The following is a 20,529-nucleotide window of genomic DNA, read 5'->3' on the forward strand; positions in this document are numbered from 1 at the left end:
CCTAACGGCGCAGACTGCGCTTCAGGCTGTCCACTGAGATTTTCTGGACGGCCTGATTTCCTTTTTTGTCTTTTCCCTTTTCTTCAGCACCCGCGCACGCGCTGCAACTGTCGCAGCCGGTCGCCGGCGCATGCTCCGTCGCTTGCATCCGCGCAGCCATGCCGTGCCAGCCGCGATCCCGGCACCATGCAGCAACGGCAGTCGCCATGCCGTGCTTCACCGATTTCGGCAGATAGCGCTGCAGCACATGCCAGCAGGCAGTCAACACGATGGCAGCGACGATGAGGTTTTGCATGATGGTCCTCGTTTTTACAGGAAGGCCGTGGCCAGCCGGAACGTCGCCAGCGAAGCCAGATAGGCCAGCGCGAACATGTAGCCGGCCATCGCCAGCGCTGGTTTCCACGAATTGGTTTCGCGCTTGACGATCGACAGCGTCGAGATGCATTGCGGTGCAAACACATACCAGATCAGCAGCGACAGCGCCGTCGGCAGGCTCCAGGTCTGCGTCAGCATCGGCTCCAGTGCAGAGGCCAGCTGGTCGCCGCTGGCCGACAGCGCATACACGGTGCCGAGCGCGCCGACCGCGACTTCACGCGCGGCCAGACCCGGGATCAGCGCGATGGCGATCTGCCAGTTGAAGCCGATCGGCGCGAACAGCGGTTCGAGGAAACTGCCAATGCGTCCCGCCAGGCTGTACTGGATGGCCGGGCCGACGGCGCCGTCCGGCGCACCGGGGAAGGTCGACAGGAACCACAGGATCACCATCAGCGCCAGGATGATGGTGCCCACGCGCGTGATGAAAATGCGCGCGCGTTCCCACATGCCCAGCGCCAGGTTGCGCAAGTGCGGCACGTGGTAGTTGGGCAACTCCAGCAACAGCGGTTGCTGCCGGCCTTTGGCGATCACGCGCTTGAACACGTAAGCCACCGCCATCGCCGAGACGATGCCGAGCACGTACAAGCCGAACAGCACCAGCCCCTGCAAATTGAAAATCCCGACCGCGCGATCCGGAATGAAGGCGCCGATGATCAGCGCATATACAGGCAGCCGCGCCGAGCAGGTCATCAGCGGCGCGATCATGATGGTGGCGAGGCGGTCGCGCGGATTCTGGATGGTGCGCGTGGCCATCACGCCGGGAATCGCGCAGGCGAAACTTGACAGCAGCGGGATGAAGGCGCGTCCCGACAAGCCGACGCTGCCCATCAGCTGGTCGAGCAGGAAGGCGGCGCGCGGCAGGTAGCCCGAATCTTCCAGCAGCAGGATGAAGAAGAACAGCACCAGGATCTGCGGCAGGAACACCAGCACGCTGCCGACGCCGGAGATGATGCCGTCGACGATCAGGCTGCGCAGCAATCCTTCCGGCATGTACTGCGTGACCAGCGCGCCGATGCCGTCGACGCCGCTCTTGATCATGTCCATCGGCAGCGCAGACCAGCTGAACACCGCCTGGAAAATCGTGAACAGCAGCACCAGCAACAGCACATAACCGAACACCGGATGCAGCACCCAGGCGTCGATGCGGTCTTCGGCGGTGCGCGCCTGCGCACGTTCGGTGACGGTGGCGTCGAGAATGTTGCGCACGGCTTGCTGGCGTTCGGTCGCGCTCATCGGCGTGGCCGCATCGCCGAAGCGGCGTGAAATCCAGGCATCGGGATTGCTGTCCGGATGGCGGTTGCGCCAGGCATCGACGGCATCGGCCAGGGCGCTCGCGCCTTGCTGCTGCACAGCGACGGTTTCAACCACGGGAATGTCGAGCTCGGCGCTGAGCCGGGCGGCGTCGACGTTGACGCCACGTTTGCGGGCGACGTCGCCCATGTTGAGCGCCAGGATGGCAGGGCGTTGCAGCCGCAGCACTTCGATGGCCAGTTTGAGGTTCAGGCGCAGCTTGCTGGCGTCGGCCACCAGCACGATCAGGTCGGGCAGCGCTTCGTCCGCGCGTTCACCGAGCAGCACTGCGCGCGTGACCGCTTCGTCCGGCGTCAGCGCGCTGAGGCTGTAGGTGCCGGGCAGGTCGACCAGCCGATAGGCCGCGCCGCTGCCGGAGACGAAGCGCCCGGCCTTGCGCTCGACCGTCACGCCGGCGTAGTTGGCGACTTTCTGGCGCGCGCCGGTGAGGCGATTGAACAGCGCGGTCTTGCCGCAATTGGGATTGCCCACCAGGGCAAGGTTAAGTGGGGGCGTGAGCGTGTCGGAATGCTGCATGGTGGATGTCTTGGGGCGGATGAGTCAGGCCAGGCGGTCGATGTGGATCAACTCCGCTTCATGGCGGCGCAACGCAAAGGTGGTGTTGCCGATGCGCACCGCGATCGGATCGCCTGCCGGAAACGACAGCGCCACAACACGCACGATTTCGCCGGGCAGGAAGCCGAGTTCTTCCAGCCGTTCACGCAGCGCAGATTGTTCGGCGCCTTGCGGCGCAGCGAGGAAACGGATGCAGGCTTGCTCACCCTTGGCGAGATCGGCAAGGGTAGTGGATAGGGCAGCAGATGCTGCAGTGGCTGAGGAGGAAGTCATGAGCTGCCTGGTGTCCGTGCAGCAACGCAACTCTGCAAGGTCAATCAATAATAGTTCTCATTATCCTCTGATTTGACGATGCAGGTTTGCGGCAAAATGTCGCAGCAAGCATGAGCGCAGCGCATCCTTTTTGCTTTCCGCAACGTCTTATCAGCGTGAGCCAGGCGCCGCTGACAAGACGTCGCAGCGGGCTAAGATCAACGCCGTCAGGCACGGCACTTTCCCCGGAGTCATTTCATGCAGAAAATATTGATAAGCTACAGCACCAGGCCCGAACGCGCGGACGAGAATGCCGATCTGATCCGGGACGTCTTCGATGAGCTCCGGAAGGCGGCGCCGGAGAGGCTTCGCTACATGGCATTGCGCGCAGCGAACGGGCAATTCTTTCATTTTTTGCAAGCCCCCGAGGGTGTCGAGCCGTTTGCGAAATCGGAGGCGTTCGCATCCTTTCAATGGGATATCAGAACACGTTTGCTTGCGCCCGCACAGAGACTCGACGTGACGGTCGTCGGTAGTTACGGCATGACGGATGATGATTCCTGAGCGTCAGGAAACAAGAGACATGGCTTTCATTTCAGACCAGCAAGAGGCGGGACTGTTGTTCGACCGGAAGCTCGGTGACATGCGTCCCAAGCTTCATCGCTATTGCGCACGCATGGCGGGTTCCGCCGTCGACGGTGAAGATATCGTTCAGGAGGCGCTGATCAAGGCGGTCGAGGCATATGGCCGCACGCCGATCGACAATGCGGAAAGCTGGCTCTTCCGTATTGCGCACAATGCCGCGATGGATTTCCTGCGCCGACGCCGCCGGCAAGAAGCCGTTCATTCCGAAGAAGATCCGGAATCGGCAGTCGACGAAACGGCATCGGCCGTTTCCCGGCATGCAGCGGCAGCCGCCTTGCGCACCTTCATGCACCTTCCCGTCGCCCAGCGCGGCGTGGTCATCCTGATGGATGTACTGGGCTATTCGTTGCGGGAAGTAGGGGACATTACCGGCCTGACGATTCCCGCGGTCAAGGCTGCGCTGCATCGCGGACGGGGCCGTCTGCGTGAGCTGGTCGACAACCCGGGCGAGCGCCCGGCTCTGGACGATGCGGACTTGGATCGCCTGGCGGCTTACGCCGACCGTTTCAATGCCCATGACTTCGATGCCGTGCGCAACATGCTGGCCGACGACGTTGCACTGGAGCTAGTCAGTCGCACCCGCATGAGCGGTCGCAAGGAAGTATCGCGCTACTTCGGCAACTACGCCGGTATCAACGACTGGAAATTGCTCCCCGGATTGGTTGACGGCCGGCCGGCTCTGCTTGTATTCAATCCGGGCATGCCGCAAGCACCACCGTTCTACTTCGTGACCATCGAATGGGAGGGTGGACATATCACGGGGATACGGGATTTTCGACATGCGCGCTACGCTGCCGAATGTGCTGAGATGACTTCGCTTACCTATCGGAGAAAACTTGATGAGCCATCCTGAAATGCAAATCCATCACGTTCTTGAACGTTACCAGTCAACTGTTCTGGCCAAGGACCTCGAGGGATTCCTTCGCCTCTACAGTGATGACATCCGCATCTTCGACACATGGGAAAACTGGTCCCACGAAGGAAAGGATGCCTGGCGCCGCGTGGTCGCGAACTGGTTTTCCTCGCTCGGCGAGGAAACCGTCTCGGTCGGCTTGGAACAAATTCAGGTGACGGTCGGGGCAGATCTGGCGATAGCCAGCGCGCTGGTCACTTACACGGCGTTCTCTCCATCCGGCCAGGCATTGCGATCCATACAAAACCGGATGAGCGTGGCGTTGGCGAAAGAGGGGCGGGACTGGCTTATCGTCCACGAACATACTTCGGTGCCGATAGCGTCTGGCGACATGCGCGCCGTGACGGTAAAAACGGTCTGACACTTTCGCGGCGGTCACCATGCGCATCCTTTTCCTGCTGCGATTCGTCTTAAGGAAATGGGGAGGCCGCCATTGCGATTGACGCTGCCTCCTCCTTTTTTCAACAGTGAAGGAGTGCAGTCGAATGAGCCAGGACAGAATCGAGATTTACGGCATCCCGCAAAGCAACTTTACGCGCGCAGTCAGAATGGTATGTGCGGAGAAAGCGATCGACTACGATCATTTTCCTGTCCATCCGCACTCTGGCGAAGCGAGCGCAATCCATCCCCTGGGAAAAGTCCCGGGTTTGCGTCACGGTCAGGTAAGGCTGGGAGAGTCCCGGGCAATCGTGGCTTACCTCGATCGCCTTCATCCGCAAGCGCCGATGATGCCGGCAAGTCCCGAGGCGCCGGCGGCGGAAGCGGAAGCCGAGCAATGGGTGTCGATCGTCATGACCGCCATGGATCCGGTATTGATCAGGCAATATGTGTTTGCCAATCTCTTCCCCAAGACAGCGGATGGAACGGTTGACCGCGCTACCGTCGACGCTGCGCTGCCGGAGTTGAAGGCGTTCATCGTCCTGCTTGACGGCGCCCTGGCTGGGAAAGCTTTCCTCGCCGCTGCGCGCTTTACCTTCGCCGATGCGCTTCTTCTGTCGACCTTGGCCGCCGTGCGCCTGTTTTCCGAGGGCGCGCAGGCAATTGCCGGCGCCCCGCATCTCGCGCGCTACCTGGAGTTGCATTCTTCCCGCGCCAGTTTCATCGCCACCGATCCCTGGCACGCGGCCATGGGGGGCAACGCATGATCCTGATCACGGGCGCCGCAGGGCTGAACGGTGCGCATATCGTCAACCAGTTGCATAAGCAACGGGTGCCGTTTCGTGCGCTGGTGAGAGACCGCGCAAAAGCATCGTCTCTCTTGCCGGACAACGTTGACATTGCCGAAGGCGACATGTCCCGGCCCGAGACGCTTGGTCCGGCGTTGGAAGGCATCGACAAAGTCCTGCTGATTTCATCGGGCGACGAGCGCATGCTGGAGACCCAATGCAGTTTCATCGACGCCTGCAAGCGCGCCGGGGTGGAGCATGTCGTGAAATTCTCGGGCAATGAAACGGGCTTCGATCGCTCCAGATTTCGTTTCACGGAGATGCACGCGCAAGCCGAGCTCTACCTTGAACGATCAGGGCTGCGCTGGACGCATTTGCAGCCTTGCGGCTTCATGCAGGTCTACCTGCGCGAGGCCCGATCCATCATGGAAAGCGGCGAATTGCGTCTGGCGGCGGGGGATATTACGCTCGCTCCCATTGACGTCCTCGACATCGCCAGGATAAGCGCCGCCGTGCTGCAAGCGCCAAGGCAGGACGGCCGTCGCCATTTGATGACAGGGCCGGAGGCGCTGCCCATGTCCCGGATCGCCGCGCTTATTTCCATTGTTGCGGGCCGGACCATCGACTACGTTCCGATTACGCCGGAACAACGTCGCCAGGAAATGCTGGCCGCAGGCGCATCCCCTTATTTTGCAGATGCGCTCTTCGAGCAGGCCACTGAGCGGTTGCGTAATCCCCAAGCCATTGTGCACTTGGAGAGCCATCAGGAATTCAATGTGACGCCAACATCTTTCGCCAATTTCGTCAAACGGCACGCTTTCGTTTTCCAATAAGCCCACTCTCGCAGACAGAATGAAATTACGTCGCCTGCCGTCGATTCAGCCTCCCCGGCTGATCCTCGCAGGCGCCGTTCCCTCCCGATTGCCTCGCTGGGATCCTTTTTCGTAGTCGCTAGAAATAGTTTGCCAATCGGAGAACCATGATGATATAGTTTGCCATATGGAAAACTATTCAGCCTCACTCAATAACGTATTCCACGCATTGGCCGATCCCACCAGGCGGTCCGTGATTGCCAGGCTTGGTAGCGGCTCGGCATCGATCAAGGAGCTGGCGGAACCCTTCGGTCTGGGGTTGCCGTCGTTCCTGAAGCACATCAAGGTGCTTGAAAACAGTGGCCTTATTGCTTCGGAAAAAGTAGGGCGGGTGCGAACCTGCAAACTGAAACGCGCCAACCTGATCGCTGCCCAGAAGTGGTTTGACGAGCAACGCGCAGGCTGGGAAAGCAGATACGACAATCTCGACAATTTATTGATTACTCTGAAAGGTGAAGACGATGACACTTAAACTTCAATTCGACTTCCTGGTCGACCAGGAAAAAAGCACCATCACGATCAAAAGAGAGTTTGCCGGCAAGCGCCAGCTGGTCTGGGACTGCCATACGAAAAGTGAATTGCTCGACCGCTGGTTCGCCCCCAAGCCATTGACCACCAAAACCAAGTCCATGGACTTCCGCGAAGGCGGGCATTGGCACTACGCCATGGTGGATCCGACCGGACAAGAGTACTGGGGCCGGGTTGACTATCTGACGATTCAGCCGATCGACAACTACACCTCGTTTGACGGATTCAGCGATGCTACCGGTGCAGTGAATCCAGCCTTGCCCAGGGCCAAATGGAACGTTACCTTTTCCGATGCCAAGGCGCATACCCTGGTGGAAACGGTGGTTGCCTATGCGTCGCCCGAGGCTCTGCAGCAAGTCATCAACATGGGATTGAAAGAAGGTCTGGCCTCGACCCTGGAGCGTCTGGACGAGCTGCTGCTGGTCCTCAACTAAGCGTTGGAAGAAAGCCGATCTGATGTCCGCGTCAACACGCAATCCCGGTGATGGCGGACATCGACGCCATCGACCGAGGACGGGGCATGCGTCTGTTGCGACGAACTCAGCAATAGCCATGTAAATAGTCATACCAAAAGGACCTCACTTGACTCGCTGCCTGTCTTTGCTTCTCTCTCTCGTTCTGTCCTGGAATGTTGGTGCGACCACGCTTGAACGTACGTCAGGTGAGAGTGTTGATGCATTCCTCGTGCGCACGGCACCGCAAGGCATGCAGCCCCTGCAAAAGCCGGTCGTGACGAATGCGTTGGGTTTTTCTGCGCCGGTACTGCTGGTCGCCTACGGAGATGCGTCCACTGACGGCTCATCGCCCAACTTGCAGTTGTTCCTGTTCGTTCCAAGCCAATCCGATTCCTATGAGCGCGTGTTGATTGACACCTATGAACCGGAGGGCGCAGACCCGCATATAGAGTCCCTGTTTTTTGCCGGTACCGACAAGACACCGGACAAGAAGCTGTTTGTCATCGTCTCGTGGGAGCAGAATCATGCGACCGTCAAAGGGGCGTTATATCAAACGTTCATCTATGCACTGACGCCGAAGTCCTCCGGCGCCCAGCCGCAATATCTCAAGTCATTGAGTGACAAACTGAGCGGCGGCTGCGATTGCCGGCGCTCCGACGGACCTGCAAGCAAAGCAAAGTACAAAACTGCCGCCGAGGTCAAGGCGGGCTTGCTCAAGATCAGATGATTGGTGCGTGCAAGCGGTCAGGGACGGCTGTTTGCAACTATGAATTTGCGACTGCCATTGCATATTGAACCGTGAATGGTTGACCCCCGACGTTCGCAATCGGCCAAAAGGGCCGTCCAGCACCTCACGCAATTCCTTTTAAGCGACCCCCCTTGTGAACTATCGCGGCTTGCCTCCAATTTGATAATTTAGTAAAATGAGAAGCATTATCAATAAAAGAGCTTATCGTGGATTTCGCAGCGTCGTCACCCGCAACTGCCCTCACACGCGAGGTGAGCGCTCTCTATTGCCAGCACCACGACTGGTTGCGGTGCTGGCTGCAGCGAAGGATCGGCAATCGTTTCGATGCTGCAGATATCACTCAGGACACATTTGTCCGTATCCTGCTGAATGGGCATTCGCCCGCCCCTGAACAATCACGTGCGCACCTGACCCAGATCGCCAAGGGGCTGATGATCGACATGCATCGTCGACGCATGCTGGAAACAGCGTGGTTGGAATCCTTGGCGAGCATGCCGGAGCAACATGTACCATCGGCAGAGGCGCGGGCGATCATCCTCGAGTCGCTGGTGCGTATCGACGTCATGCTGGATGACATGCCTGCAAAGATCCGTGCAACCTTCTTGCTTTCTCGCTTCGACGGCTTGACCTATTCCGAAATTTCAACCGCACTCAACATCTCGGTCGCGACAGTGCGTAAATACATGTTGAAGGCAGTGCAATCCTGCATGGCCTGCCTGGATGGCGGCCCCTGACATGACGAGTCCCCCCATCAAGGTCGCGCAGATTCCTTCAGCGATAATGCAGCAGGCTTTGGAATGGCAAGTGAGCTTCTGGTCGGGCGAAAGCGGCACCGACGAACACCAGCAATTCGAACGCTGGCTTAGCACCGGCCCTCAACAACAAGATGCATGGCGCCAGGTACAGGCAATGAACACACGCCTGAACGAAATAGCCGGGCCCTCAACCGCGGGCGCTCTTCGCATCAAGCGCCAGCAATTGGTCCGCCGTCGAACGCTGAAGACATTATTATTCATCAGCGGTAGCGGATTGGCACTCTACGGTGCGCGACGCACGCCTCAATGGCAGGCACTGGCTGCCGACTACCGGACAGGCCGCGGTGAGCAACGCGAAATCACGTTACCCGACGGTGGACGCCTGACACTCAATACCGACAGCGCAGTCGATATCGCTTACGACAGCGATATTCGCCGTATTCGTTTACAACGTGGCGAGATCCATGTCGCTACGGCCGCCGACCAGCAATTACCTGTACGCCCGTTCGTCGTCGAAACCCGGCAAGGACGGGCCCGAGCGATCGGCACGCGCTTCACGGTGAGGCAGGAAGATGGCAGGTCAATCGTCGCCGTCAGCCAGGGACTTGTGGAACTGCGACCGCAAGATGTCGAGGCGGTATTGCTCGTGAACGCCGGAGAACGTGCCTCATTCGACAGTAGCAGCCTCAGCCCTCTTCAGCAAACGCCACCGGGGAGCGAAGAGTGGCTGCGCGGATTGATGATGGCCGAACGCATGCCGTTACGAGACTTCCTTGCCAATCTTGCGCGTTACCGCAGCGGCATCGTCCGATGCGATGACTCGGTGGGCGAGCTGGCGATATCGGGCGTCTTCTCGGTACGCGACACGGATCAGACGTTAACAGCATTGACCCAGATATTGCCGATAAGAATTACCTACGCTACCCGTTATTGGGTCTCCGTCTCGGCGCGATAAAAATACTTCTCCTGACCGTAGCACTTTTCCTTTTTCGTTCGGAATAGAGACATGGCCTCTTTCTGGAGGCCGGTTCATAAAACACGCCAACGAAGGGGAAATCACATATGTCTTCAGTCACGATTGTCCGAACACGCCGGCACCAAGCTGGCCTGCCAAGCTTGTCGCCACTCTCCAGGGCGATCATTGTCGCCTGCCTGTCCATCGGCGCCGTCGGACTTGGGGGAACGGCCTATGCCCAACAGGCCCGGCCGGCAGACACCTCACCTCAAATGTACAAGATTGCCGCCGGCACGCTTGATCAGGCGCTCAATGCCTTTGGAGCCCAGGCCGGCATCCTGATCTGGATCGACGCTACGCGTACGCAAGGCAAAACTTCGGCGGGACTCAACGGACAATACGGTGTGGAGGGCGGTCTGGCCGCTCTGCTGGCCGGTAGCGGCCTGCAGGCCGTGAAGTCGGAAAAAGGCGGCTATGTCCTGCAGGACGCATCTTCTTCCCCGACCAGCAATGGCACGCTGCCAACGGTAGAAGTCTCGGCCGCGGCGGACAGCGGCGAAAACAACGCCTATCGCACGCGCAGCATGAATCTTGGCGCACTCGGCGCCGGCAGCTTGCGCAACACCCCTTACACAGTGGATGTCGTCACGCGTGAGCTGATTGAAAACAAACAGGCGCACTCCCTTTCCGATGCCGTCAAGGGCGACGCAGGCATCGCTTCCGGCAGCAACTACACCAACGGCACCGGTGATGTGCTGCTGATTCGCGGCACGCTGCTCAGTTATCGCAATAACTACAAACTGGATGGCATGGACTTGATTGGCTTTCTGGGAGCCCCCCAGCTTCCGGTTGAGGTGATGGAGAACATAGAAGTGCTGAAAGGCGCGGGCGGTTTTCTCTACGGTTTCGGCACGCCTGGCGGCATCGTCAGCCTGTCACTCAAACGTCCGACCGACGCGCCGGTGCGTATGCTCAACACGCAGATAACCGACAGCGGCAAAGTCCTGGTGCATGGAGACCTTGGCGGACGTTTAGGCGAAGACGGCCGCTTCGGCTACCGCATCAATCTGATCAATGAACAAGGCAATACCTACGTGAAGGATGGAGGAAAGATTGATCGCCAGACGGCATCGCTCGCCTTCGACTGGCGTCTCACGCGCGACGTGGTATTGAGTGTGGATGCACTCCACCAGGAGCGGCGAGTCGATGCCGTGTATTACCAGCTTGTGCCCAACGCCAGCGGTGCCGTAAGCAATGCGATCTCGGCGCCGCCTGCTGCAGTGGACGGCAGCAAGCGCCTGGCCTCACCATTTGCGTATAGTCAAGTGCGGAGTACCTCGCTTGGAACTTCATTGTCCTGGCAATTCGCCCCGGAATGGAACGCCAAGGTCTCATATCGCAAATGGGACCAGGACATGCAGAGCGACCATAGCTTCTTGTATGCCAACGCTGCCGGAACCTATTCCGAGATGCAAATCTCGCTTCCGTCCCAAGTGCGCTCCGAGCAGACACAGGCGATGGTGACCGGCTCCTTCGGTGGTGATTTCCTGCGCAATGATGTGACTCTAGGGGTTTCATATTCGGGCATCTATGCCCAGGAATCCAATGACTTCAAGTCCGCCGTACTGGGCACCGGGGTGTTGGGAACCAACACCAACTATGCCAATCCGGGATTGAGTACCGTGTGGACTGGAGGCGGCTGGCGCTTCCCAGAGCAGCAAAAGAGCGCGTTCATCTCAGATATTGCGCACTTCGGTTCGCAGGTGGACTTGATCGGCGGCTTACGCCACAGCAGTTTCCGGTCGACCACATACGACAAGGGCGCAGTTACGCCGACATTGGCCCTCGTATATCGTCCGGTCAACTGGCTGTCTACCTACGCCAGCTACGTAGAAGCACTGGAACAGGGCTCGGTGGCTCCCACTGGCACGATCAATGCCAATGAGGTGTTTGCCCCGCTCAAGAGCAAGCAGACCGAAATCGGCGTGAAAGCTGAACTGGAGAACTGGTCTGGCAGTGCAGCGCTGTTTCGCATGAACCAGGCACTGACCTACATCACCTCTGGTGGCGTCTATACGCAGGATGGCCAAGCTCGTTATCAAGGCTTGGAGTTATCCAGCAAGTTGCGTCTGGATCGTCGCTGGAACATCTTGGCCAGCGCGGTGTTTCTCGACGCTCGCAATACCAGGACCAGCGGCGGCACGTTGGACGGCAAGCGTACTCCAGGGGCATCACGTCAGCAGTATTCACTCTATAGCGAATATTCCCTGGCCGACATGCCGGCCACCTTCACCGGGGGAGTACGGTATGTCAGCGCCCGTGCTCTTGACACTGCCAACAACTGGGAGCTGCCCGGATACACTGTCTGGGATCTCGGCGCTCGCTACGTCACGCATTTGGGACAGACCAAGACTACCTTGCGCCTGAATCTGGATAACGTCGCCAATAAGGCTTACTGGCTGATGGCGGGCTCAAATCGCCTGATCCAAGGCGCACCTCGCACCGTGAGCCTGAGCGCACAGTTCGATTTCTGACGACGAGATTGGCGCATGCGCCTATTCAATCCACGGGCCGTCCTCCTTGTCGTGCATCGCTATGCCGGCTTGGGGATGGCCGCGTTCCTCCTCGTCGCCGGCCTCACAGGCTCGCTGTTGGCCTGGAATGACGAACTGGAACGACTGATCAGTCCGGAGCTCTTTCTTGCACCGGTGCTAACCGGTGCTGCACCATTGGACCCTTTGGAACTGCGTGCCGTCGTCCTGCAGGCCTACCCCAGTGCACGGGCGGCTTATCAGCCATTGAGAGTGGAACCAGGCCACGCGCTGCAATTTTTTTTGACGCCTGGTTCCGACGCTGACGGCAAGCCACTGCCGCTGCCGGACAACCAAGTCTTTATTCACCCTTACACAGGCGCCATTCTCGGCAGTCGCAATGCCAACGATCTTGGGCAGGGGCGTAAAGCCTTCATGCCTTTCATCTATCGCCTGCATTACACCCTGACGCTTGGTGTACCGGGCGCCTTGCTATTCGGGGTAATCGCACTAACCTGGACTGTAGATTGCTTCATCGGTTTCTACCTGACCTTGCCATCTCGTGCGCGCAGTGCCAGTCCCAAGTCGTGGTTCAGTCGCTGGAAGTCGGCATGGCGTGTACGTCGCGGTAGCGGACTGCACAAACTCAGTTTCGACCTGCACCGCGCAGGTGGGCTATGGCTATGGCTGATGCTGTTCGTTCTCGCGCTCTCCAGCGTCGCGTTGAGCCTGCCTGCGGTGTATCAGCCAGCCATACGCCAATTGCTTGCCCATCAGCCCGACGAACGATCGATTTCGCGGATCGCTCAACCTGAATGGCGGCCACCCATCAACTGGCAGCATGCGCGTCAAATTGGTCGTCGAGAAATGGCCGCACGAGGTCGAGAAATGGGCTTCTCTCCCGGCCCCGAAGAATGGATGTATTACGACGCCAGTCGCGGAATCTATCGCTATGCAGTCACCAGCAGTCGCGACATTCGCGAGCGCTATGCCAACACGAACCTCTACATCGACGCGTTCAATGGCGAAGTGAGAGGAATCTGGCTCCCCACTGGTTCGGCTGCGGGCGATACGGTCACCACCTGGTTGACCAGCTTACACATGGCAACTGTGGGAGGTCGTCTGTACAAGGGGCTCCTGTCTTTGGTTGGCTTGCTGGTTTCTCTGTTAAGCGTTACCGGCGTCTATCTCTGGTGGAAAAAATACATCGCCCGGCAAGTCTCCCGACGCAGAGTGTGACATCAGGAGGGGGCAAGGCGCTCGGCGTCCACGCCAGCATACGTGGTGATGAAGTCTGCCATTTCGGCAGCAGGTCTTCGCAGCCGGCCCGCGCACGGGCATTCATTGATCTTGCTGTTCAACGGCTCAACGATAACTCGGAGTACGTGCTCACTGAAAGAGATTTACAGACCAGTGGGTGATGGCCGTCAAATAGGCGAAGTTTCGTCAATATGAGGCAGAGTGACTTTCCCCCGCGTGTCGATTTCAGACGCAGCGCTTGCGCGCTAAGTTGATCTTTGGCTATCGAGTTTAGCGTTTGTGTTCGCGTTGTTGAACAATGTCATGTCCATCTTGCTGAACTGTGTGACCAAGCTCAGTGAAATATGCAGCTCGCGGCCAGGAGCAGCCGTTAAAAAATTAGAAGGCCCGCGAAATACGCCATTGCTGATGAGCGACAATGGCGCATTTTCAATAGTTGGCGGCAGACCTTTCAGCTAGCGGATTCGTTGATCATCGATGCGCCATATTCGAACATCGTGCAGCGCATAGTCTTCTGGTGTGTTCCATTTCTAGGCCTTCCTAGCTAGTGGCAGAAAGCATATTGAGAGAGACGCGGTAACCCACTTCCAAACGTGCTGGCTGCGTGTCGGGAGCGAATAAGCGAACGTCCTTGTAACCAAGCTGAATAATGCAGAGGCCAGTAAAGCGGGAGATCGACCGAGATCGGGAATTCGTTACGCATTTTCCGGTATTTCAGCGAGAACCCGATACGCCTCTTCTGGTATGTCAGCAAGTCTGGACGGATGCACCTGCCCGCTAAGCCCATAGAATTTCTGAAAACTCATGATTAACGGCGACCACTTATCTGGATCAATGCGATTTGCGTGGCCGGCCATGAGTAAATCCGGACGCACATGAACGCGCTGGATGCGGACTTCGATCAAACTGATCGCGCCGCGGAGTTCATCATTGTCTTCGCCGATGCCGTGAGCTGCGGCAAGGACTGCTTCGAGCTGGATAGGGCATTCCAGTGCACGCGACGCCTTGACGGTATCAGATTTCACTTTCGTCATTCCGGCGCGGCCGAACTTGTCGGGCTCGTAGACATAGCCCAATGCCTTTCTGAATTCTGAAACAGGATTGGTCCCCGTAGTTCGTGCGATGCGGTCGACGGCGCTCACTTCGTTTGTCGAGGGAAGATTCAACACACATTCGCCCGTGCGAAGCAGATTGCGTGCAGTCTGGGATGCGGATGCGATGCCCAGAACGCCTCGCCAGCCCAGCCAAAATACCGACGATATGGGTGCGAGATTGTGCGTGCCATCTTGGTTAACAGTGCTGACCAAGGCGACGGGTGTTCCGAGATAGAGGATGTTGGGTTCTGCAACTACGTGAGGAGTATTCATGGGAGCCTTGGTTCGTGAGTGGATGACTTCATTGTGCACCCCGTCCGCTGCATAAACACTCCACTTCTTGCTTCTCAATTCGTCTCTATCTGCGAATGCCGGCTTCGATCCTGATATCGTTTCCGATATCCGAAATCGGCCAGAAGCGGACCTCAAAAAACACCATACTCGCTATTTATCGTCAAACTGCTATTCTCTGATATACATAAAAATGCATACGAAGTTATCCGACACATAAGATTGGTTCTCGTTAAGCGTGTAGGGCAGAGTCGCTCGATTCAATGATGGCTGGGTACAGACTGTTCGTTGCCGGTAGCGCTGATGGAACCCCTTGGGAGGGGTGAAATGAAGTCCATATTGACTGCGTTGGAAAAGCTCAGCCTAAGCTATAAACTCGCGCTGGGTTTTGGCGGGATATTGCTGATTATTCTGGGCTTGGGTCTCAAGGACCTCCAGATGCAGACCGAACAGAGCGCGTTGATCGAGGACATCTACGAAACCGACCTGCTTGGCATTTCCAACGCCAAGGACGCCCTGATCCATTTGTCGCAGCGCGGCCGCGCCTTGCGTCAGGCCATCCTGGCGCCCGATGCTGCGAGCCGGGAACAAGCGCTGGCCCTGGTCGACGAGGCACAAACCAAACTCGATGTCGCGTTGAAGGAACTGCGGCCGCGCATCGTGCTGGCAGAAAACGCGGTCAACCTTGCCGACTTTGAAAAAGCCCATGCAGTCTACCGCGCACGAGTCGAACGGGCGGTCCAACTGCTGAAGAAAGGCAACATCGCGCAGGCGCGCGAGATCGTTGCCGATCCGGAATTCCAGAACTATGGATTGGTGGCCAATATCGCCCTGAACCGCCTGACCGAACTCAAGGAAGACAGTGCGCGGCGGCGGATCAGTGAGCAAGGCGATCGCTATACATCGCAAACACGGTTCACGGTCATCTGGCTGTGCATCGGCCTGGCCCTGGGTCTGCTGTTCGCCGTCCTGGTCGGCCGCTCGGTCCGGCTGCCCAGCCAACGGTTGCGCAGAGCGCTGCAGGAGCTTGCCGCCGGAGAGCTTGAGCGTACCGTTCCTTATACCCACTATCCAAATGAAATAGGCGTCATCGCGCATTCGATCCAATCGCTTCAAGCAGAGCTGCGCAAAGGCAAGCGGTTTGAGGAAGAAATCAAGCGCATGAATTTCCTTACCGACGTGGCCCTGGATCAGACCAAGAGCGGGATATGGGTGGTGGATTTCAAGGACCCCGAGCATGTCTTCATGCCGGAGCGGACCGCTCGCCTGCTAGGTGAAGAAATCAAGCCGGACGGCGGCTTGTACCGGTTGGACAAGGAGTGGTTCGAGCGGGTTGTCGATGCCGACAAGACGCTGGGGCCGGACCAGGCTTGCGCCGAGCTGACCAATAGCCGCTATCGGGCGGCTATCAGCGGCGAGACCGAAAAATACGAATCGATCTATGCCTATAAACGTCCGGTGGATGGCGAAGTCATCTGGCTGCACGCGCATGGCCGGCCGGTGCGGGATGAGAAGACCCAGAAAATATTGTTCATGTATGGCGCCTACCTGGACATCACCGAGCAAAAGGCGGCCGAACATGAGCTGCATCAGGCCAAGGAGCAGGCGCTGACGGCCACACGCGCCAAGAGCGAGTTCCTGGCCAATATGAGCCATGAAATCCGCACCCCGATGAACGCCATCATCGGCATGTCCCATCTGGCGCTGCAGACCTCGCTCGACAAGCGTCAACGCAACTACATCGAGAAAGTGCAGCGGGCGGGCGAAAATCTGCTGGGTATCATCAACGACATTCTCGATTTCTCCAAGATCGAAGCCGGCAAGCTGACCGTCGAGCAGATCGAATTCAGTCTTGAAGATGTGATGGACAATCTCGTCAGCCTGATCGGCCTGAAAGCCGAGGATAAAGGCCTGGAGTTGCTGTTCCGAATTGACTCGGACGTGCCTGGCGACCTGATCGGCGACCCCCTCAGAATCGGCCAGGTATTGGTCAACCTCGGAACCAACGCCGTCAAATTCACCGATGCGGGTGAAATTGTGGTTGCAGTCGAACGCATTTCCGGCGACGACGAGTCCGTCATGCTGCATTTTTCCGTCAAGGATTCAGGCATAGGCATGACCGTGGAGCAGTGTGAAAAACTGTTCCAGTCCTTCAGCCAGGCGGACGCATCGACGACGCGCAAGTACGGCGGCAGCGGGCTTGGTCTCGCCATCTCGAAGAATCTGCTGGAACTCATGGATGGACGGATCTGGGTCGAAAGTGAAATCGGACGTGGATCCATATTCCATTGCCATGCCCGTTTCGGGTTGCAAAAGAACGTCAGGCCGCGTCGCATGTTCCACGCCGAAGAGCTGCTGGGAATGCGGGTGCTGGTGGTCGACGACAACGCCATGGCGCGTGAAATCCTGTCGACAATGGCGCGCAACTTCGGCCTCGAAGTCGACGTCGCTTCCGGCGGCGCGCAAGGCGTCGAGATGGTCCTGCAGGCGGAACGGCAATCCCTGCCTTACAACCTGATGCTGATGGACTGGAAGATGCCCGGCATGGACGGCATTGCGACGGTGCAGCGCTTGCGCGCCACCAGTCTGGCGCAAACGCCTGCGGTCATTATGGTGACCGCATACGGACGCGAGGACGCACTGCTCAACGCGGCGGAACAAGGCGTGGAGCTGAGCTCGGTACTGACCAAGCCGGTCACCTCTTCTTCCCTGCTGGAGGCCATAGGCCTGACGCTCGGAAAGGGAACGCTGATCGAGACGCGCGCCAGCGAGCGCAGCCATCACTACAAAGAGGCCATGGCTCACCTGTGCGGTGCGCGCCTGCTGCTGGTCGAGGACAATGAAATGAACCAGGAGCTGGCCAGCGAACTTTTATCCAATGCCGGAGTTGAAGTGGTGGTGGCCGGCGACGGGCAACAGGCAGTGGATATTCTCGCCAGGGATGACCGCTTCGACGGCGTGTTGATGGATTGCCAGATGCCGGTGATGGATGGGTATGAGGCGACGCAGCTTTTACGCACCAATCCTGCATTTTCCAGGATGCCGATCATCGCAATGACCGCCAACGTGATGATGAGCGACAAGCAAAGAGCCCTTGATGCGGGCATGCAGGACCACATCGCCAAGCCGCTCAATGTCGGCGACATGTTTTCAACCCTGGCGCGCTGGATACATCCGCAGGAACCCGGCATCGACAAATTGCCGGGCAGGGACATGGCGCAGGAAGCGCACATGTTCCCGGCAATCGACGGCGTTGACGTAAAAGCGGGTCTGGCGACAACCATGAACAACCCGTCGCTATACCGCCGTTTGCTGAGCAAGTTTCGAGCAGGCCAGGGCAATTTTTCACAACTGTTCGAGGCAGCCTGCAACGACGCGGATCCCTCCGCACCGGGGCGCCTGGCCCACACCCTGAAAGGCACCGCCGGCAATATCGGCGCCAGGGAAGTTCAGGCGGCGGCCGCGGCGCTGGAAACGGCCTGCATGACCAACGCTTCTTCAGCGGTGACAGGCGATCTGCTGGCCCAAGTACTGCGCAAGCTGCAACCCGTAATCGCTGCATTGACGGCCCTTGAAGATGCCGGCCCGGCAAACGTGGCATCGGTAACGCACATCGACGCCACGCTGTTGCAAGCGCAGACGGGCCACCTGAAGCGGCTCTTGGCCGATAGCGATGCGGAAGTATCAGACCTTTGGCAGACGCATGCCGAGCTCTTCAAAGCCGCCTATCCGCGGCATTGGCATCGTATTGAAAAAGAACTGGAGAACTTTGATTTTGAGGTTGCACTGACCGTTGTCGAAGCCGCAGAACAGGAATATCGTACTTGAAGCTCCACCCGAGGAGACGTTGATGAGCACAAACGATGATGAACTGACCTTGGTCACCAGGCAGACAATACTTCTGGTGGACGACACGGCGGACAATCTCACGCTGATGCACGATCTGCTGAAGGACCGCTACAAGGTCAAGATTGCAAACAACGGTGCAAGAGCTTTGCGCATTGCACAGGCAGAAGCGCCGCCCGATCTGATTCTGCTCGATATCATGATGCCGGAGATGGACGGCTACGAAGTGTGCCGTCTCCTGAAAGAAGACGTCCTGACGCGCGACATCCCGGTGATTTTCCTGACCGCAAAATCAGATCCTGCCGATGAAAAGATGGGACTGGAACTTGGTGCAGTGGACTACCTGACCAAGCCCATCAGTCCGCCCATCGCATTGGCGCGGGTCAAGAATCATTTGTTGCTGAAGGCAAGCGCCGACTTCTTGCGCGACAAAAGCAAATTTCTCGAACAGGAGATCGAAAGCCGCACGCGCGAGGTGTTGGCAATTCAGGATGTGACTATCCTCGCCATGGCCTCGCTGGCCGAAACCCGCGACCAGGAAACCGGCAATCACATTCGCCGCACGCAGTTCTACGTCAAGGCGCTGGCGGAGAAGCTGCAGGATCATCCGCGCTTCCGCGCGGTGCTCACCGAGAATTACATCAACATCTTGTTCAAGTCCGCGCCATTGCACGACATTGGCAAAGTCGGCATCCCCGATCGCATCCTGCTCAAGCCGGGACGTTTCGAAGCGCATGAATTCGAAATCATGAAAACGCATACCACGCTGGGGCGCGATGCGATCGAGCATGCAGAACGCGCTCTCGGTACGCCGGTCCCATTTCTGTCGATGGCCAAGGAAATCGCTTATGGACATCAGGAAAAATGGGATGGATCGGGATATCCGCAAGGATTGAGCGGGGAAGACATTCCCCTGTCGGCGCGCCTGATGGCCGTCGCAGATGTCTACGATGCGCTGATCAGTCGCCGCGTCTACAAGGAAGGCATGCCGCACGACAAGGCAATCCAGATCATCATCGACGGCAAAGGCAAGCACTTCGATCCGGATCTGGTGGATGCCTTCATTGAGTTGCAGGACGAATTCCGCGCCATCGCGGTTCGCTTTCACGACACGGATCATGACATGGCGGAAAAACAGCAACTGATGGAGAGATTGCTGGACGAAAAATCATGAGAGTATTTTTTTCGAAGCAGGATCTTTGGCGCAGGACCGTGCTGCAACGACTACTTCATAGGATTTTTAGTCTGCAACCGGCCAGGAGTGGGCGCTCATTCGACGTGGGAAGCTTGCTCGTTTGGCATCCGTAAAGATGCATCATTCGTGGTGCATATATCCGTGGCGCGAAGTTCTCAAAAATTAAGGAAAAACATGTACTTTCGGAAGTTGCTATTCACAGGTCTTTTAGCGGTGTGCGCATGTGCGGAATCCCAGAGCATTTCAGAGAAGGCGAAAAATGATGAGGTCATCGTCCGAGACAACAATGACCCGGCGATGAGAAAGGCAATGTCGCGAGTCGCAGAAACGCTTCCTGCGTTTCTAAAGCTCGCATCCAATCCAAAGCCCGGAACATCTCGTTATTCTCTAAAAGTCGGAATTTCGGACGGGCGTAACACGGAATACTTCTGGGTTGGCAACTTCTCCCGCAATGAAAATGCGTTCACAGGAACGCTTAACAACGAGCCACGTTTAGTTAAGAACCATAAGTTGGGAGAACGAATCACCTTTACGCCGAAGCAGATTGCAGACTGGATGTATGTGGATGAGCGTAGTAACAAAATGGTAGGAAACTTCACCGCATGTGCATTGCTGTCGAAAGAGCCGCCGGCTCAAGCGGCAGCATTTAAACAGCAATACGGTCTTTCCTGCGAAGAGTGAAACCTGGTGGATATCTGCAATCGGCCAGAAACGGACGTCTAATTAAAGAGCGAAGCTTTCATCTTTCCAACTTCGAACGACTTTTAGATTTCTGATACATT

General features: G+C 57.8%; 19 protein-coding genes and 1 pseudogene. 16 read left to right on the top strand and 4 right to left on the bottom strand.

Going from position 1 to position 20,529, the window contains the following annotated elements; all coding sequences use genetic code 11:
* Position 1 precedes the first annotated feature (1 nt).
* Genes ACIROW_RS09955 through ACIROW_RS09965 form a run of 3 tightly spaced genes read right to left on the bottom strand, consistent with a single transcriptional unit; the run spans position 2 to position 2,514 of the window.
* Positions 2–295: a DUF6587 family protein gene (locus tag ACIROW_RS09955; protein WP_402274734.1), complete on the bottom strand. Its 294-nt coding sequence runs from the start codon at positions 293–295 to the stop codon at positions 2–4.
* A 14-nt stretch (positions 296–309) separates the two neighbouring features.
* Positions 310–2,202, bottom strand: coding sequence for a ferrous iron transport protein B (feoB, locus tag ACIROW_RS09960; protein WP_402274736.1), 1,893 nt, complete (start codon positions 2,200–2,202; stop codon positions 310–312).
* 24 nt (positions 2,203–2,226) lie between these two features.
* Positions 2,227–2,514, bottom strand: a complete 288-nt coding sequence (locus ACIROW_RS09965) for a ferrous iron transport protein A (RefSeq protein WP_402274739.1) — start codon at positions 2,512–2,514, stop codon at positions 2,227–2,229.
* 237 nt (positions 2,515–2,751) lie between these two features.
* Here ACIROW_RS09965 and ACIROW_RS09970 point away from each other — a divergent pair, with 237 nt between their 5' ends.
* From ACIROW_RS09970 to ACIROW_RS10030, 13 genes and pseudogenes are all read left to right on the top strand, one after another.
* A complete protein-coding gene (locus ACIROW_RS09970; protein ID WP_402274742.1) occupies positions 2,752–3,057 on the top strand; it encodes a hypothetical protein in 306 nt (101 codons plus the stop codon).
* A gap of 19 nt (positions 3,058–3,076) precedes the next feature.
* On the top strand, positions 3,077–3,991 hold the full coding sequence (locus ACIROW_RS09975; RefSeq protein WP_402274744.1) for a sigma-70 family RNA polymerase sigma factor: 915 nt from the start codon (positions 3,077–3,079) through the stop codon (positions 3,989–3,991).
* Positions 3,978–4,412, top strand: coding sequence for a YybH family protein (locus ACIROW_RS09980; RefSeq protein WP_402274747.1), 435 nt, complete (start codon positions 3,978–3,980; stop codon positions 4,410–4,412). Before ACIROW_RS09975 ends, ACIROW_RS09980 begins: the two co-directional genes overlap by 14 nt.
* Before the next feature lie 124 nt (positions 4,413–4,536).
* Positions 4,537–5,196: a glutathione S-transferase family protein gene (locus ACIROW_RS09985; protein WP_402274749.1), complete on the top strand. Its 660-nt coding sequence runs from the start codon at positions 4,537–4,539 to the stop codon at positions 5,194–5,196.
* Complete coding sequence (locus tag ACIROW_RS09990; protein WP_402274751.1) at positions 5,193–6,050, top strand: SDR family oxidoreductase; 858 nt, start codon at positions 5,193–5,195, stop codon at positions 6,048–6,050. Before ACIROW_RS09985 ends, ACIROW_RS09990 begins: the two co-directional genes overlap by 4 nt.
* A gap of 166 nt (positions 6,051–6,216) precedes the next feature.
* Positions 6,217–6,561, top strand: a complete 345-nt coding sequence (locus tag ACIROW_RS09995; RefSeq protein ID WP_116436730.1) for a helix-turn-helix transcriptional regulator — start codon at positions 6,217–6,219, stop codon at positions 6,559–6,561.
* Entirely contained in the window at positions 6,551–7,051 is a 501-nt protein-coding gene (locus ACIROW_RS10000; RefSeq protein ID WP_402274753.1) for an SRPBCC domain-containing protein, read from the top strand. The genes ACIROW_RS09995 and ACIROW_RS10000 overlap by 11 nt, the downstream gene beginning before the upstream one ends.
* Positions 7,052–7,199: 148 nt before the next feature.
* Positions 7,200–7,799: a hypothetical protein gene (locus ACIROW_RS10005; RefSeq protein ID WP_402274755.1), complete on the top strand. Its 600-nt coding sequence runs from the start codon at positions 7,200–7,202 to the stop codon at positions 7,797–7,799.
* A gap of 227 nt (positions 7,800–8,026) precedes the next feature.
* Positions 8,027–8,554, top strand: coding sequence for a sigma-70 family RNA polymerase sigma factor (locus ACIROW_RS10010; RefSeq protein WP_402274757.1), 528 nt, complete (start codon positions 8,027–8,029; stop codon positions 8,552–8,554).
* A 1-nt stretch (position 8,555) separates the two neighbouring features.
* Positions 8,556–9,530 (top strand): FecR domain-containing protein, encoded by a 975-nt coding sequence (locus tag ACIROW_RS10015; protein WP_402274759.1) that lies wholly within the window; start codon positions 8,556–8,558, stop codon positions 9,528–9,530.
* A gap of 107 nt (positions 9,531–9,637) precedes the next feature.
* On the top strand, positions 9,638–12,064 hold the full coding sequence (locus ACIROW_RS10020; protein ID WP_402274761.1) for a TonB-dependent siderophore receptor: 2,427 nt from the start codon (positions 9,638–9,640) through the stop codon (positions 12,062–12,064).
* A 15-nt stretch (positions 12,065–12,079) separates the two neighbouring features.
* Positions 12,080–13,300 carry a PepSY-associated TM helix domain-containing protein gene (locus ACIROW_RS10025; protein WP_402274763.1) on the top strand — a complete coding sequence of 407 codons (1,221 nt, stop codon included), beginning with the start codon at positions 12,080–12,082 and terminating at the stop codon, positions 13,298–13,300.
* A 59-nt stretch (positions 13,301–13,359) separates the two neighbouring features.
* Positions 13,360–13,482, top strand: a pseudogene (locus ACIROW_RS10030) (LysR family transcriptional regulator); the annotation flags it as partial.
* 534 nt (positions 13,483–14,016) lie between these two features.
* Here ACIROW_RS10030 and ACIROW_RS10035 read toward each other — a convergent pair.
* Positions 14,017–14,688 carry a flavin reductase family protein gene (locus ACIROW_RS10035; RefSeq protein WP_402274765.1) on the bottom strand — a complete coding sequence of 224 codons (672 nt, stop codon included), beginning with the start codon at positions 14,686–14,688 and terminating at the stop codon, positions 14,017–14,019.
* A gap of 345 nt (positions 14,689–15,033) precedes the next feature.
* On the opposite strand from ACIROW_RS10035, the gene ACIROW_RS10040 reads away from it, so the two are divergent.
* From ACIROW_RS10040 to ACIROW_RS10050, 3 genes are all read left to right on the top strand, one after another.
* Complete coding sequence (locus ACIROW_RS10040; RefSeq protein WP_402274767.1) at positions 15,034–18,534, top strand: response regulator; 3,501 nt, start codon at positions 15,034–15,036, stop codon at positions 18,532–18,534.
* Between the two features lie 22 nt (positions 18,535–18,556).
* Positions 18,557–19,726, top strand: coding sequence for a two-component system response regulator (locus tag ACIROW_RS10045; RefSeq protein ID WP_402274769.1), 1,170 nt, complete (start codon positions 18,557–18,559; stop codon positions 19,724–19,726).
* A gap of 195 nt (positions 19,727–19,921) precedes the next feature.
* Complete coding sequence (locus ACIROW_RS10050) at positions 19,922–20,428, top strand: YegJ family protein (RefSeq protein WP_402274772.1); 507 nt, start codon at positions 19,922–19,924, stop codon at positions 20,426–20,428.
* Positions 20,429–20,529 lie beyond the last annotated feature (101 nt).

This window comes from Herbaspirillum sp. NPDC101397 (assembly GCF_044767325.1).
Classification (GTDB): Bacteria; Pseudomonadota; Gammaproteobacteria; order Burkholderiales; family Burkholderiaceae_D; genus Herbaspirillum.

What these genes read in the sequence shown, in the direction of transcription:
- ACIROW_RS09955 (WP_402274734.1), bottom strand. Translation starts at nt 295, where the DNA reads ATGCAAAACCTCATCGTCGCTGCCATCGTGTTGACTGCCTGCTGGCAT.
- feoB (WP_402274736.1), bottom strand. Translation starts at nt 2,202, where the DNA reads ATGCAGCATTCCGACACGCTCACGCCCCCACTTAACCTTGCCCTGGTG.
- ACIROW_RS09965 (WP_402274739.1), bottom strand. Translation starts at nt 2,514, where the DNA reads ATGACTTCCTCCTCAGCCACTGCAGCATCTGCTGCCCTATCCACTACC.
- ACIROW_RS09970 (WP_402274742.1), top strand. Translation starts at nt 2,752, where the DNA reads ATGCAGAAAATATTGATAAGCTACAGCACCAGGCCCGAACGCGCGGAC.
- ACIROW_RS09975 (WP_402274744.1), top strand. Translation starts at nt 3,077, where the DNA reads ATGGCTTTCATTTCAGACCAGCAAGAGGCGGGACTGTTGTTCGACCGG.
- ACIROW_RS09980 (WP_402274747.1), top strand. Translation starts at nt 3,978, where the DNA reads ATGAGCCATCCTGAAATGCAAATCCATCACGTTCTTGAACGTTACCAG.
- ACIROW_RS09985 (WP_402274749.1), top strand. Translation starts at nt 4,537, where the DNA reads ATGAGCCAGGACAGAATCGAGATTTACGGCATCCCGCAAAGCAACTTT.
- ACIROW_RS09990 (WP_402274751.1), top strand. Translation starts at nt 5,193, where the DNA reads ATGATCCTGATCACGGGCGCCGCAGGGCTGAACGGTGCGCATATCGTC.
- ACIROW_RS09995 (WP_116436730.1), top strand. Translation starts at nt 6,217, where the DNA reads ATGGAAAACTATTCAGCCTCACTCAATAACGTATTCCACGCATTGGCC.
- ACIROW_RS10000 (WP_402274753.1), top strand. Translation starts at nt 6,551, where the DNA reads ATGACACTTAAACTTCAATTCGACTTCCTGGTCGACCAGGAAAAAAGC.
- ACIROW_RS10015 (WP_402274759.1), top strand. Translation starts at nt 8,556, where the DNA reads ATGACGAGTCCCCCCATCAAGGTCGCGCAGATTCCTTCAGCGATAATG.
- ACIROW_RS10020 (WP_402274761.1), top strand. Translation starts at nt 9,638, where the DNA reads ATGTCTTCAGTCACGATTGTCCGAACACGCCGGCACCAAGCTGGCCTG.
- ACIROW_RS10025 (WP_402274763.1), top strand. Translation starts at nt 12,080, where the DNA reads ATGCGCCTATTCAATCCACGGGCCGTCCTCCTTGTCGTGCATCGCTAT.
- ACIROW_RS10035 (WP_402274765.1), bottom strand. Translation starts at nt 14,688, where the DNA reads ATGAATACTCCTCACGTAGTTGCAGAACCCAACATCCTCTATCTCGGA.
- ACIROW_RS10040 (WP_402274767.1), top strand. Translation starts at nt 15,034, where the DNA reads ATGAAGTCCATATTGACTGCGTTGGAAAAGCTCAGCCTAAGCTATAAA.
- ACIROW_RS10045 (WP_402274769.1), top strand. Translation starts at nt 18,557, where the DNA reads ATGAGCACAAACGATGATGAACTGACCTTGGTCACCAGGCAGACAATA.
- ACIROW_RS10050 (WP_402274772.1), top strand. Translation starts at nt 19,922, where the DNA reads ATGTACTTTCGGAAGTTGCTATTCACAGGTCTTTTAGCGGTGTGCGCA.